General features: G+C 39.4%; 12 protein-coding genes. All 12 read left to right on the top strand.

The annotated features are described in order from the left end of the window. Positions 1-3: 3 nt before the first annotated feature. The 12 genes from CUU59_RS01705 to CUU59_RS01760 all read left to right on the top strand — a co-directional run bounded on the left by CUU59_RS01705 (position 4) and on the right by CUU59_RS01760 (position 14,199). Positions 4-3,858: an S-layer homology domain-containing protein gene (locus tag CUU59_RS01705; protein WP_099950290.1), complete on the top strand. Its 3,855-nt coding sequence runs from the start codon at positions 4-6 to the stop codon at positions 3,856-3,858. A 343-nt stretch (positions 3,859-4,201) separates the two neighbouring features. After that, positions 4,202-4,621: a methylaspartate mutase subunit S gene (gene glmS, locus CUU59_RS01710; RefSeq protein ID WP_211286978.1), complete on the top strand. Its 420-nt coding sequence runs from the start codon at positions 4,202-4,204 to the stop codon at positions 4,619-4,621. Positions 4,622-4,645: 24 nt separating this feature from the next. Further along, positions 4,646-6,103, top strand: coding sequence for a methylaspartate mutase accessory protein GlmL (gene glmL, locus CUU59_RS01715; RefSeq protein WP_099950291.1), 1,458 nt, complete (start codon positions 4,646-4,648; stop codon positions 6,101-6,103). Between the two features lie 16 nt (positions 6,104-6,119). Continuing rightward, entirely contained in the window at positions 6,120-7,583 is a 1,464-nt protein-coding gene (locus CUU59_RS01720) for a methylaspartate mutase subunit E (protein ID WP_099950292.1), read from the top strand. Between the two features lie 30 nt (positions 7,584-7,613). After that, entirely contained in the window at positions 7,614-8,861 is a 1,248-nt protein-coding gene (locus tag CUU59_RS01725; protein WP_099950293.1) for a methylaspartate ammonia-lyase, read from the top strand. Between the two features lie 61 nt (positions 8,862-8,922). Continuing rightward, positions 8,923-9,768, top strand: coding sequence for a fumarate hydratase (locus tag CUU59_RS01730; protein ID WP_099950294.1), 846 nt, complete (start codon positions 8,923-8,925; stop codon positions 9,766-9,768). Between the two features lie 12 nt (positions 9,769-9,780). After that, positions 9,781-10,338: a Fe-S-containing hydro-lyase gene (locus CUU59_RS01735; RefSeq protein WP_099950295.1), complete on the top strand. Its 558-nt coding sequence runs from the start codon at positions 9,781-9,783 to the stop codon at positions 10,336-10,338. Continuing rightward, complete coding sequence (gene citD / locus CUU59_RS01740; RefSeq protein WP_099950296.1) at positions 10,323-10,586, top strand: citrate lyase acyl carrier protein; 264 nt, start codon at positions 10,323-10,325, stop codon at positions 10,584-10,586. The genes CUU59_RS01735 and citD overlap by 16 nt, the downstream gene beginning before the upstream one ends. Continuing rightward, a complete protein-coding gene (locus CUU59_RS01745) occupies positions 10,586-11,437 on the top strand; it encodes an HpcH/HpaI aldolase/citrate lyase family protein (RefSeq protein WP_099950297.1) in 852 nt (283 codons plus the stop codon). The genes citD and CUU59_RS01745 overlap by 1 nt, the downstream gene beginning before the upstream one ends. Continuing rightward, a complete protein-coding gene (citF, locus tag CUU59_RS01750) occupies positions 11,424-12,881 on the top strand; it encodes a citrate lyase subunit alpha (RefSeq protein WP_099950298.1) in 1,458 nt (485 codons plus the stop codon). The genes CUU59_RS01745 and citF overlap by 14 nt, the downstream gene beginning before the upstream one ends. Continuing rightward, entirely contained in the window at positions 12,881-13,678 is a 798-nt protein-coding gene (locus CUU59_RS01755) for a S1 RNA-binding domain-containing protein (RefSeq protein ID WP_099950299.1), read from the top strand. Before citF ends, CUU59_RS01755 begins: the two co-directional genes overlap by 1 nt. Then, entirely contained in the window at positions 13,675-14,199 is a 525-nt protein-coding gene (locus tag CUU59_RS01760; RefSeq protein WP_245870535.1) for a TDE2712 family protein, read from the top strand. Before CUU59_RS01755 ends, CUU59_RS01760 begins: the two co-directional genes overlap by 4 nt. Positions 14,200-14,201: the final 2 nt, after the last annotated feature.

Consider the following 14,201-nt stretch of genomic DNA (forward strand, 5'->3'; position numbering starts at 1 on the left):
GACATGAAAAACAAAGTTATAAGTATTTTATTGGCTTTAGCACTCATACTTACATCAGCAGTAAATATTTTTGCCTTAGAAGAAAATATTGAAGATGTAAATGCAAGTGAAGTATTAGATTCAGATGTATTGGATCCAGAAAAGCCAGAAGAACCAGAAGAACCAATTGAAGATGACGAGCCACAAATAGAAGTTCCTGAAGAGGAAGAAGTAGTGGCGGAAGAGGCTGATGAGCATGCACAATCAATCGAAGAAGATGATCAAATATCAGACTCTGATGAAATAGAAATAAGTGATGAAGAAATACCTGTTGCTGTAGGTGTTCCAGAAGGTTTTGATTTAAGCACAATCAATACCATAGCCAAGGATAAAGATGGAAACTTCTACGGTGTAAGAACTTATGGTAATTCTCTTGATACGAAATCTGGCAAAACATTTTACAATCTTACAGAAGAAGAGTACAATCAAATAGCAGATGATTGCTTTATGGTCTTTAAAAGGCAAGATGGTGGAGCTTTTGAAATTCCAGGAGCAAAGATTGGTACGAACAGTATAAGCGATACTCAACCAAGTGGTACAGTGGCTGGACCTATCTTTACAGAATTACAATTCAGACATCACATGGCTTATAGAGAAGGTTTTATAAGCAGTAACGATCCAACGAGAATAGATAGTCAAAAAGACTTGAATTGGTATATGGAGTTAAAGAAAGATTGGATTATAGAGCCTTATGCTGGATTTGGTGATAATAATACACCAGATGACGCCTACACTCACTTTAATTTAGACTTAGAGGGCAATGGATTTACATTAAAAAGAAATGATACAAATGACCCAGGGATTTTTCAAATTGGACCTGCCCATAGCGGTGGTCCAGGATCAAATAAAACTGTCACTATAAAGAATCTTAACATAGTTGGAGATGATAATTACTTCGGTATTTTATTGCGCGATACGACGACATTAAATTTAGAGAATACTCATATATCTAATTGTAATACAAGTTTAAGCAGTTGTGGCGGCGGAATAACATTATTAGATGATACTGTTCTTAATATGGATGCTAATTCATCAATCAATGGATGTAAAGCTAAATTTGGTGGAGCTATTAAACTCTCAAATAATGCTACTGTAAATATTAATGGTTCAAATATATCAAACAATCAAGCTGAATATGGTGGAGCTATATACTCTTCAAAGGAAACTAGCGAAATAAATATAAAAAATGCTAAGCTTGCTGATAATGCCTCAAGCAATCAAGGTGGAGCAATTTATGCAAACTCAAGATTAAATATAGATGGTACTGAATTTACAAACAACTCTACTTCATATTATGGTGGAGCAATTATGAACTTTATGGACACCAAAATAAAAGGATCTAATTTTGGTAAAAACAAAGCAAACACTGATGGAGGTGCTATCTATCAATCAGGAACTTCAAAATTAGATATAGAAAAAACTTACTTTTTAGAAAACGAATGTAATAAAAACGGTGGCGCTGTTTATATCAATAAAGGTGTTGAGGCTAAAATTGAAGAAGCAGAATTTGAGAAAAATGCGTCTAATAATAGTGGTGGAGGCATTTTCATTCAAGGAAACAATCCAAATGAAGTAGAAGTTATTAAATGTAATTTTGAAGAAAATAAAGCAGCTTGGGGTGGAGCGATTTTTGATAAAGGAAACTCTAGCATAAAAAATGCTAATTTTAATAAAAACTATGCACAATATTATGGTGGAGCTATTTATACTGCTAATGGCACAACAATTGAAGGTAGTCACTTTATAGAAAATAAAACTCTACAAGGCGGCGGAATCTATATTAATAATAATGCACAAAATTCAACAATAGTAAGCGATACAAGCTTTGAAAAAAATTCAGTTGATTATGGTGGAGCAGGAATATTTGTTGATAAAAATTCTAAACTAGAAGTTACTAACTCTACATTTACTAAAAATAGTGCAGTAAGAGGAGCAGGTATTTCAAGTGCCGCTGACGTAAATATTGATACAGATTTAAGTAATATAAAAGTAGAAGGTACAAGTTTTACAGGAAATGAAGTTTTAGAAGGTGGAGGCATTTTTACAGCTTTCCCAACAGAAATTACAAATTCTACTTTCACAAAAAACCAAGCTCTAGCTTATCCTCAAGATGACCAAACTAATCCACATGATTCAGGTGTAGGTGGAGCAATACGGGTGATGGACAACAAAACTACAATTAAAGCCTCTACTTTTGAAGACAATTTTGCTGGGGGCTCAGGTGGAGCCATTGGTATCAACGGACTTATTAGAGATAATAAGGGTAAAATAACTGGCATTAAAGAAAATATAAAAGTCGTAATTTCTGATAGTACAAAATTTAGAGGAAACATTTGTAATGTAGGACAAGGTGGGGCGATATATACAATTCCTTACCTATATGATATTGAAGATCAAGAAAGTGATGTTGTCGAAGATACTCTTAAAGCAAATGCTTATAACAATTTATCAACAGCAGCTGACACAGTATTCAAAGATAATGTGGCCCTATCAGGTTTTGTAGATCCGCCAAAAAATTATAAAGACTATACAGACCTTAAATTTGATAGAAACTCATTTAAAGAAACACTTCCTAATGAAGATGTAGCAAAGTCACTATTAAATAACTACGATGTGAACTACAAGAACGAAAAGCTTAGCGCTTTCTTTGATCCAAATGGTGGAGAGTTTACAGAAGGAGAAAATCCAAAGGATACAAGAGTTGTAAAAGGCGAAATAAATAAAGAAATAACATTACTAGATGCACCAAAGAAAGAGGGCTATAAGTTTACAGGCTGGAAGTGCTCAATGAATATTCCAGAAGAAATACTAAAGGCCTTACCAAAAGATGTGCTTGAAAAAATAAATGAAGGCAAAATTTTCAAAGCTGGAGATAAGTTTGTTTTAGATGCAGATTATATCTTTATTGCTCAATGGGCGGCAGAAGAACCCGAACCAGAACCAAAACCTGAGCCATACGATCCTGGATATTTTTACGATCCTAGTCCAGATTATTTAAATGAAAAATCTGAACCAGAGCGCAGGGACTTGGATGTATACAGATGGTATATGGAAGGTAATGAAAATAATGAATTCATGCCAAAGAAAGGAATCACAAGAGCAGAGATGACACAAATTTTTGCCAGGGCTCTTGCTTATGACGGATACAAGACATACGGCGACTATAACCCATACCCAGATGTAGACCCTAACAAATGGTATTACCAAGCAGTTATTACTACAACAGAAGCAGGAGTCTTTAAGGGAACAGACATGGGAACCTTTGAACCTGAGAGAGAAATCACACAGGCAGAATTAATTGCAACAATCTCTCGCTTCCAAAAACTTAATAATAAAGACGGCAATGCCTTTGAGATGAAATTTGACCACTGGGCAAGACCAGAAGTCCAAGCAGCTTATGAAGAAAAGTGGCTAGAACTCTACAAAGACGGCAGGGCAAACTTTAATGCAGATGCAGTCATCACTAGAGAAGAAGTAGCCACAATCCTAAATAAAGCTTTTGGCAGACCAATTGATGAAAAATACATTGAATACATGCAAGCAAATATTAAGGATATTGAAAAAGCACTCAAGACCTTCAAAGACATTGACAAAGACATGTGGTCCTACTATGAAATCCTAACAGCAGCTAACACCTACGCTGTAAATTATAAGGACAAGGAAAGAACAGATTACGGATGGTACAATCACGCAATCGAAGATGATGGGCCAAGCATGCCAGTCGAAAAAGTAAGATGGTACAATGGGCTATTAAATAACGACAAATATATCGACCATCTTTACCAAATAAAATTCCAAAGGGAAATGAGAAGATATTAGTCTTGAATTTTTAGAAGAGAGGACCGCTATGGGCGGTTCTTTTTTTATGATTTTGTTTTTATAAAATAATTTTAACTTGTGCTTGCAAGAAAAATAAAAAAATTTTCAAAAATTTTTTCTTACAATTTTTTGCAAGTTTTTTTTGGAAACTTGCAAAATTTCAAGAAAATTTGCATTAAACTTGCAAAATTGCAATTTTTTTGCAAGTTGCATTTTAAATGTTGCAAAAAATTTTTTTAGGGCGAACTTTCGCTAAAAAGTTGTCCAAAAGGAGCTTGAAATTATCTTGGATTCAAGGTAAAATTAAGATGTAGGTAAAATTATTATTTATATGGAGGTCATTATGAAAAACAAAAAGCCGGTTATGGTTTTAGGTGTTATTGGTTCTGACTGTCACGCAGTTGGACTAAAGATCCTGGACCATGCATTTAAAGAGGCGGGTTTTGAAGTAGTTAATATCGGAGTATTATCTCCTCAAGAAGACTTCATCAATGCCGCAGTTGAAACAAACGCTGATGTTATTTGCGTTAGCTCCCTTTATGGTCAAGGCGAACTTGACGTTATGGGCATGAGAGACAAGATGAATGAAGCAGGTCTTGACGATGTGCTTTTATACATCGGAGGCAATGTTGTTGTTGGTAAGCAAAACTGGGAAGAAGTCAAAGAAAGATTTATCAAGATGGGCTTCGACAGGGTTTATCCACCAGGAACTTCACCAGAAACTACAATCAAAGATTTAAAAGAAGACTTAAAGATTCAATAATTAAAAGGAAGACTTATTAAAGAGATGAAAACTTATCTATTTTTAGATTTTGGTAGCACATTTACGAAACTTACATTAGTAGACATTGAAAAAGAAGAGATTGTAGCAACGGCTAAGAGCTATACGACTGTTGCCACTGATGTTACCGAGGGGTATCAAAAGGCCCTTGAGGCATTAAACGCTCAAGTGAAGGAACCTTATGAGGTGGTTAAGAAGCTTGCGTGTTCATCAGCGGCTGGCGGTCTAAAGATGGTTTCAATTGGCCTTGTGCCTGATCTGACTGCAGAGGCCGCAAAGCGGGCTGCACTTGGAGCTGGCGCTAGGGTTATTGCAAACTATGCTTACAAGCTAAACAATATGGAGTTTGACGAAATCAAGAGATTAAACCCAGACATAGTGCTACTGGCTGGCGGAACTGACGGCGGAAATTCAGAAACCATTATTCACAACGCCCAAGGTCTTGCCGACCATGGAGTTAAGTTTCCAATAGTTGTCGCTGGCAACAAGGCTGCTTACGATGAAATTAAAAAGATTTTTGATGGCAAGGTAGATTACTATTTTACCGAAAATGTCATGCCAAAGTTAAACGAAATCAATGTTGATCCAGCCCGTGAAGAGATCCGCGAGATTTTTATGAAAAACATTACCAAGGCCCGTGGTATGGCCAACGTGGAAGATGAAATTTCCCAAGTTGCTATGCCTACACCTCAATCTGTTTTGAAGGCAGCTGAGGCTTTGGCTCAAGGATCCAATGACGAAGATGGCATTGGAGATTTATTGGTAGTTGACGTTGGAGGAGCTACGACAGACATTCACTCACTTGGTTACGGGGACCCAACTAAGCCTGGCGTATTTACCGTTGGACTTGAAGAACCTTTTGCCAAGAGAACTGTTGAAGGTGACTTGGGTATGCGTTACTCAGCTATGAGCGTTTATGAAGCTGCAGGCAACAGGATGGTCAGACGCTACTTGAATACAAGTGGCATCGATGTTGAAGGCGAATTTATGAAACGCTACACCAATACATCTTTCGTTTCAACTGATCAAAAGGACATTGACTTTGATGAGACCATTGCAAAGATTTGCGTGGACTTGTCAGTTAAACGCCACGCTGGAGTTGTTGAGCCAGTTTACTCACCTATGGGAGTTGTCTATTCACAAAGGGGTAAGGACCTTAGCGAGGTAAAGACCATTATTGGTACTGGCGGAGTTATTGTAAACTCAAAGAATTATTCAGAAATTTTAAAGGCAGCTCAGTTTAGGGCAGACGATTTAAATAGTCTAAAGCCAAGGCAACCAAAGCTCTATTTGGATAAGTCTTATATTCTATCAAGCATGGGTTTGTTAACAATGATTGATAAAAATATGGCAATTAGGATGATGAAGAAATATATTATAGATTTAGGTGGAGTTGACACTGTAGGCTTTGATGTAGACGAGCCTGAGTATACTGATGTAGAACAACTTAACTGCCACCATTAAATGATGAGGAGATAATATGAATTTAAAAAATAAAAGATGGACCGATGAAGAATTTTTCGGCTTAAGAGAGGAAGTTCTTAAGGGTTGGCCAACAGGTAAGGACGTAGACCTTCAAGAGGCAATCGACTACTTAAAGGCCCTTCCAGATAGCAAAAACTTTGCTAAGAAACTTGAAAAAGCAAAAGAAGAAGGCAGAACTCTTGCCCAACCAAGAGCTGGTGTTGCTCTTATCGAAGACCACATTGTACTTTTGAAGCACTTGCAAGACGAAGGTGGAGCAGACCTTCTACCAAGTACAATTGACGCTTATTCCAGACAAAACAGATATGAAGAATGCCAAAAGGGTATTGATGAATCCAAAAAAGCTGGCCGTTCATTACTTAACGGTTTCCCAGGGGTTAACCACGGGGTAGCAGGATCCAGAAGAGTTGTAGAAGCTGTGGACCTACCACTTGAAATGAGACACGGCACACCTGACTCCAGACTACTTGCAGAAATCATGCACGCTGGTGGATTTACATCCAACGAAGGTGGCGGAATCTCTTACAACATTCCATATGCAAAAGCTGTTTCAATCGAAAAATCTTTATATGACTGGCAATATTGCGACAGACTTGTTGGCTTCTATGAAGAAAACGGTGTTCAAATCAACAGAGAACCATTTGGACCTCTAACAGGAACACTTTGCCCACCAAGTACTTCAAACGCAGTTGCAATTATCGAAGCACTTTTAGCTGCTGAACAAGGTGTAAAGAGTATCACAGTTGGTTACGGCCAATGCGGTAACTTAATCCAAGACGTAGCTGCTATTAGAGCTCTTGAAGAACAAACAGAAGCATACATGAAGCACTATGGCTACAATGATGTAGTTATTACAACAGTTTTCCACCAATGGATGGGCGGCTTCCCACAAGACGAAGCCAAGGCATTTGGCGTTATCTCATGGGGTAGTGCGACTGCAGCTTTAGCTGGAGCAACAAAAGTTATAGTTAAGACTCCACACGAAGCTATCGGTATCCCAACCAAGGAAGCAAACGCAGATGGTATCAAGGCAACCAAGATGGTTCTAAACATGCTTGAAGGACAAAAACTTCCAATGAGTGATAGACTCAAAGAAGAAATTGAACTCATCAAGGCTGAAACCAAATGCATGTTAGACAAATTATTTGAACTTGGCATGGGCGACCTAGCAGTTGGTACTGTTAAGGGCTTCGAAGCAGGTATTGTTGATATTCCATTCGGACCTTCAAAATATAATAAGGGACTTATGATGCCAGCCAGAGACTTTGAAGGCTGTGTAAGATATCTAGAAACTGGTAATATTCCATTTACCAAGGAAATTAAAGACATTAACAGGTCAAAACTCGAAAGACGTGGTAAGGATGAAAACAGAGAAGTTAGCTTCCAAATGACCGTTGATGATATATTTGCAGTTGGCTTTGGTAAGCTAATTGGCAGACCAAATCAAACCAATAAATAATTTTTTAAAACAAAAAAAGGAGTATGTATTATGAAAATAGTTGATGTAGTAGCAAGCGCCGGTAAAACAGGTTTTTACTTTGACGACCAAAAAGCAATCAAGATGGGGGCAGGACATGACGGAATGTTCTATGTTGGAGAACCACAAACAGAAGGTTTTACAAAAATCAGAATTCCTGGCGAATCAATTTCTGTAATGCTAATTTTGGATGATGGACAAGTTGCCTTTGGTGACTGTGCAGCAGTTCAATATTCAGGAGCAGGTGGACGTGACCCACTATTCCTAGCAGAAGATTATATCCCTCTAATCGAAGGAGAAATCAGAGACCACTTAATTGGCAAAGAATTAAATTCATTCAAAGAATTAGCTGAAGAATTTGACCACCTACAAGTAGACGGCCACAGACTTCACACAGCTATCAGATACGGAATTACACAAGCTTTACTAGATGCTGTTGCAAAAGCAAAACACGTCACAAGAGCTGAAGTTGTTCGCGACGAATACAAGACAGGCGAAGAAATCAAGAGAGTTCCAATCTTTGCTCAATCAGGTGACGACAGATATTCAAACGCTGACAAGATGATCATCAAAGAAGCAGACGTTCTACCACACGGACTTTTCAACAACGTTGAAGAAAAGACAGGTAAAAACGGTGAACTACTTCTAGAATACATCGAATGGCTAAGAGATAGAATTATCGAACACAGGGCAAGAAAAGACTACAACCCAATCTTCCACATCGACGTTTACGGTACAATCGGTGACTTCACAGGTAACGACGTAGACAAGATGGCTGAATACATGAAGAAGGTTGAAGCTGCTGCAAAACCATTTGCTATCAGAATCGAAGGACCAATGGATATGGGTGACAAGGACAAACAAATCGAAGTTCTAGCAGCCCTAACCAAGAGACTTGACGCTGACGGAACAAAGGTTGAACTTGTAGCTGACGAATGGTGCAATACACTTGAAGACATCAAAGCTTTTGTTGACGCAGGAGCAGGTCATGTTATTCAAATTAAAACTCCTGACCTAGGTGGTATCAACAACACAATCGAAGCTGTTAAATACTGCAAAGACAATAATGTTGGTGCTTACTGCGGCGGTACATGTAACGAAACAAGCCGTTCAGCAGAAATCCTAACAAACATTTCAATGGCAACAGGTGCCCTCCAACAACTTGCTAAACCAGGCATGGGAGTTGACGAAGGTATCATGCTTGTAAACAACGAAATGTCTAGGGTTGAACGCCTAGTTAAAATGAGACAAGCAAAATAAATATTAAAAATATATAGGGGGCTTTATTTTAAAGCCCTCTATTACTAATGGGAGGTATTTAATGAAGGTTATTAATGCAAAAGATATAACACAAGCAGTTAAAGATATGTGTATACATATGAACTTTGTGCTTCCAGATGATGTTATGAAAGTTTTAAAAGAAAGAAGAGATGCTGAAGATTGGCAACTTGCAAAAGATACTCTATCAACCATCATTGAAAACGATGAGTTGGCAGAAAACAAGTCCATTCCAATGTGCCAAGATACAGGTCTTACTGTTGTCTTTGTAAAGATGGGTCAAAATGTTAAGATTGAAGGTGGCTTTATCGAAGACGCCATCAACGAAGGCATTAGACAAGGTTACGAAGAAGGTTACTTAAGAAAGTCCATGGTCAAAGATCCAATTAGACGCGAAAACACCAAGGACAATACTCCAGGCGTTATCTATTATGATATGGTTCCTGAAGAAGATCATTTTGAAATTACTGTTGCAGCCAAGGGCTTCGGCAGTGAAAATATGTCCAGACAAAAAATGTTAAGACCTGCTGATGGCCTTGACGGCGTTGTTGATTTTATTATTGAAACAGCAGCTATGGCAGGACCAAACGCTTGCCCACCAATCGTACTTGGCGTTGGCATCGGCGGAACCTTCGACAGGTCAGCAGTCCTTGCCAAAAAAGCTCTGATGAGACCAATGGATTCATACAATCCTGATGAATTCTACAAGGACCTTGAAATCAAACTTCAAGAAAAAATCAACGAGCTTGGCATTGGGCCTCAAGGTTTTGGCGGCAAGACCACCTGCCTCAGGGTTCTTATCGAAACATATCCAACTCATATTGCAGGCCTACCAGTATCTGTCAACGTAAACTGCCACGCAGTTAGACACGAAACCAAGGTATTTTAAGAGAGGTGCATAATGATTAAAATTGAAACTCCATTCACAAGAGAAAAACTTGCAGACCTTAAAGCAGGGGACAACGTTTTAATTTCTGGCGTTATCTATACAGCTCGTGACGCTGCTCACAAGAGACTCGTTGATGACCACGCAGCTGGCCGCGACCTTCCATTCGATCCAAAGGGAGCATGCATTTATTATGTAGGGCCAACACCTACAGCTCCTGGCCAAGTTATCGGCAGCGCTGGACCAACCAGTTCATATCGTATGGACCCATTCTCACCAATCATGATGGACCTGGGTGCCATTGGCATGATCGGCAAGGGCAGACGCAACCAAGAAGTTATAGATAAAATCAAAGAAACAGGTGCAGTTTATTTTGCAGCCATTGGTGGCGCAGCTGCTATTATCAAGGACAGGATCAAGGAATGCGAAATCATCGCTTACGACGACCTTGGTGCTGAAGCTGTCAGGAGACTAGTTGTCAAAGACTTCCCAGCAACAGTTATTATCGACAGCAAGGGCAACAACCTTTATGAAATGGGAGTAGAGGAGTATCTATCATGGAAGCAAAAATAGTTAAGACAGGCCGTGCAGGTTCACTTGAAAGTAACGACCTAATCGTAGAAATCGAACCTGCCGATGATCTTATCATTGAAATTAAATCCGTGGTTGAAGATATTTTTAAAGACCAAATTGAAAATGTAGTCAAAAAGACACTCAAGGATTTAAATATTGATAAAGCTAAAATTAGAATCGACGATAGGGGCGCACTTGATTTTACCATTAGCGCCAGAGTAGAAACTGCAGTAAAGAGGGCTTTATAATGAAATACAGGACACTTTTATTTATACCTGGCAACAACCCAGGCATGCTTACAAGCTTAGAAGTGCTTGGAGCAGACGGATATATAATCGACTTGGAAGACGCAGTTTCCCTTGACAACAAGGACGCTGCCAGAGACCTGGTCAGATCATTTTTAAAGAACAAAAAGGGCGACCAAGACATCTTTGTCAGGATCAACGCCCCAGACACAGAATTTTTCGAAGACGATGTCAAGGCCATGCTTGACCTAGACATCAAGGGTTTCGTTTTACCAAAGGCCACCATAGGTTTTGTTAAAGAACTCGACGCCTTCTTGGAAGGAACAGATAAAAAATACTATTCCATTATCGAAACTGCGATCTCACTTGAAACTTGCTTTGAAATTGCCAAAGAAGCCAAACATATGCGCGGATTTTTATTAGGCGGCGAAGATATGACCCTTGATCTTGGTGTAAAGAGAACCAAGGAATCCAAGGAAATCGAATACGCCAGACAAAAGGTAATTGCAGCTGCTAAAGCAAACGGTATTGAAGCAATCGACACACCTTGGACAGATACAGACGACACAGACGGACTTAGAACGGATGCCCTTTATGCCAAGGCTCTTGGTATGACAGGTAAGGCTCTTATTTCGCCACGTCACGTTGACATCGTTAACGAAGTTTTCTCCCCATCCAAGGAAGATATAGAACACGCCTTTAGAGTTTTTGAAGCTCTAAAAACTGCCAAGAAGGAAGGCAAGGGAGCCTTCTCACTGGACGGCAAGATGGTAGATAAGCCAGTTATCCTAAGAGCAAGAGACAATCTTGTAGCCTCAGGTAACTTTAAGGAGGAATACAATGAACTTATTTAATGATATTAAGTTAGAAAAAAATTATTCTCCAGATAAAACTATTAAAGAAAATAAACTTGTAGAAAATTTTGACGAGCTCTTTGAAAAACTCGATATCAAAGACGGAGCAAGTTTATCCTTCCACCACCACCTAAGAAATGGTGACTATGTATTAAATATGGTTATGGAAGAAGTTCACAAGCGTGGAATCAAAGATATAACTTTGGTTGCCTCATCAATTTTCCCTTGCCACGCACCAATCATTCCAATGATTGAAGACGGTACAATTACAAATGTAGTTGCATCTTATATGTCAGGCGATGTTGCCAAGGCCATTTCAAAGGGCGCTTTAAAGGGCAAGGTCCTCATGCAAAGTCACGGTGGACGTGCCAAGACCATTATGGATGGGGATGTAAAAATCGATGTTGCATTTATTGCTTCACCTGCTTGCGACATTCGCGGCAATGTAAGCGCTGTTGACGGAAACGCTTTCTGTGGTACACTTGGATATGCAATTGCAGATTCACTTATGGCCAAGAAGAGGGTCGCCATTACAGATACTCTTATGGACCTAGAATCCCACACAGAAATTCCAAGTGAAAGAATCGATTATATTTTAAAGGTCGACTCAATCGGAGATCCAAAGGGAATCGTTTCAGGTACAACTCGCATTACCAAGGACCCAGTTGGACTTAGAATTGCTCAAAAGGCAGTTGAAGTTATGGTTGCAACTGGCCTGGTAAAAGACGGAATGAACTACCAATCAGGCGCTGGCGGAGTCAGCCTTGCAGTTACAAAATTCCTGGGCGACTATATGAAGGAAAATGAAATCAAGGGCGGCTTTGCCTCAGGCGGAGTTACAGGCGACCTTGTAAATATGATGAAGGATGGACTCTTCGACAGAATTTATGACGTCCAATGCTTTGACCTAGTCTCAGCTGAAAATATCAAAGAAGACGACAGACACATCTCCATGTCCGCTGAAAAATATGCTTCAGTCGACAGAGACGCAATCGTAAACGGCCTGGACTTTGTTATCTTGGGCGCAACTGAAATCGATACTGACTTTAACGTAAACGTTATGACCGGCCACGATGGAGTTATCATGGGCGGATCAGGCGGCCACCAAGACACAGCTTATGGTGCCAAGGTCAGCATCATCGTTTCAAAACTCTTCCAATCCAGAATTCCTACAATTGTCGACCGCGTTGGCGTAATTACAACTCCAGGTTCAACCATTGATATTTTGGTAACAGAAAGAGGAGTTGCCGTTAACGACAGAAGAGACGACATCAAAAAAGCTCTTGATGAAGCAAATGTAAAATATATGACCATCAGCGAATTAAAGAAGATTCAAGATTCATATATTGGCGACTTTAAAATAAATCCTAAAGAAGGAAGGAGAGTCATCGGCTATAGTGAGTACCGCGACGGTACAATTATAGACGAGATTTACGAAGTTTAATGATAGGTAAAATTATAAAATTTACAAATGAGGGTGCAATCGTCAACGTAAAGGGTGACGATTTTACCCTTTTAAGGGGAACCTTTAAAAATGTGGACCTGGGCGATGAAATCGAAGTTGAAATCGCCGACAAAAATGCAGGCACAGTCGTGCCCGTCGACTTTTTACCCCATGAAGGCGAGCTCAGATTCTACAGGGTTTGCGACAAGACCAAGTTTGGATATTTTTTAGATATAAATATGCCAAGTGATCTTTTCGTGCCCTTTGCCCACTCATATCCCAATGTTAAAAAGGGCGATATGGTCGCAGTAGCCATCAAGCGTGATCGTGAAGGCAGACTCTACGGGTCCATGAAAGTGGCGGAGGCCCTGAGCCCTGACCATGAATATAAAGAAAACGACCATGTATCTGGCACAGTTTATTCAATCAAAAAAGGCCTGGGAGTTTTTGTCGCCGTTGACAACAAATACGACTCCTTGATTCGTCAAAGAGAAGTAAATCGTGCCTACGAAATCGGCGACCATATAGAAGCACGCGTTGCAGAAGTTTTGCCCGATGGCAAGATGACTTTATCCTTTAGAGAGAGAGCCCACTTGCAGATTGACCAAGATTCCGTTATAATAATGGAAGAGTTATTAAAACATCCGGAAATCGCTGTCGGCGACAAATCAAGTCCGGAAGAAATCTACGAACGGTTCGGTCTAAGCAAGCAAGCTTTTAAAAGAGCCATTGGCAGATTAAAAAAGCAAGGGCTCATAAAAATTGGGCCTCGCAATATAAGGAGGATAGAAGATTGAAGAAGATTAATGTAAATTTTGAAGTAGTAGAGATGATGATTTTCTTTTGGTCAAGCGTAGCTGAGCGTGAAAAGGTTGCAGAGCCTTATATTATTTCAGTTGCTGACAGAGACGAGATGAAACTCATATATGACGCAGACTTTGATGACCAAGCGGTCAGACGTGTCCTATCAGCTATTTCAAACAGAGAATTATTAAACGGCGGATCAGCCAAAGAAAAGAGATTTTGGAACAACAATATGTGGATGATGGAAGACCTTGGCGTTATGCAAGCCATGATCGACCCAATGAAAAAACTTTCCTTTGAAGGAGAGCTCGCAGACATCACCACCAAGTCTGGTGCTGAAGAAGTCGACCTAATCTTTGTTCCAGGTACAACCGAAATATACACAATCAAAGACAATAAATTAATCGTAAACTTTTTCAAAATTGCAGTCGATATTTTCGGCGGCACAGGAGAGGTTACTTTTAATGAAAAACCATTCAAAGAAGGCATCCTAGAAGCCATCAAAGAAATATAATT

The organism is Ezakiella peruensis (assembly GCF_900215725.1).
Lineage (GTDB): Bacteria > Bacillota > Clostridia > Tissierellales > Peptoniphilaceae > Ezakiella > Ezakiella peruensis.

What these genes read in the sequence shown, in the direction of transcription:
- CUU59_RS01735 (WP_099950295.1), top strand. Translation starts at nt 9,781, where the DNA reads ATGATTAAAATTGAAACTCCATTCACAAGAGAAAAACTTGCAGACCTT.
- CUU59_RS01720 (WP_099950292.1), top strand. Translation starts at nt 6,120, where the DNA reads ATGAATTTAAAAAATAAAAGATGGACCGATGAAGAATTTTTCGGCTTA.
- CUU59_RS01725 (WP_099950293.1), top strand. Translation starts at nt 7,614, where the DNA reads ATGAAAATAGTTGATGTAGTAGCAAGCGCCGGTAAAACAGGTTTTTAC.
- CUU59_RS01745 (WP_099950297.1), top strand. Translation starts at nt 10,586, where the DNA reads ATGAAATACAGGACACTTTTATTTATACCTGGCAACAACCCAGGCATG.
- CUU59_RS01730 (WP_099950294.1), top strand. Translation starts at nt 8,923, where the DNA reads ATGAAGGTTATTAATGCAAAAGATATAACACAAGCAGTTAAAGATATG.
- CUU59_RS01705 (WP_099950290.1), top strand. Translation starts at nt 4, where the DNA reads ATGAAAAACAAAGTTATAAGTATTTTATTGGCTTTAGCACTCATACTT.
- glmL (WP_099950291.1), top strand. Translation starts at nt 4,646, where the DNA reads ATGAAAACTTATCTATTTTTAGATTTTGGTAGCACATTTACGAAACTT.
- citF (WP_099950298.1), top strand. Translation starts at nt 11,424, where the DNA reads ATGAACTTATTTAATGATATTAAGTTAGAAAAAAATTATTCTCCAGAT.
- glmS (WP_211286978.1), top strand. Translation starts at nt 4,202, where the DNA reads ATGAAAAACAAAAAGCCGGTTATGGTTTTAGGTGTTATTGGTTCTGAC.
- CUU59_RS01755 (WP_099950299.1), top strand. Translation starts at nt 12,881, where the DNA reads ATGATAGGTAAAATTATAAAATTTACAAATGAGGGTGCAATCGTCAAC.
- citD (WP_099950296.1), top strand. Translation starts at nt 10,323, where the DNA reads ATGGAAGCAAAAATAGTTAAGACAGGCCGTGCAGGTTCACTTGAAAGT.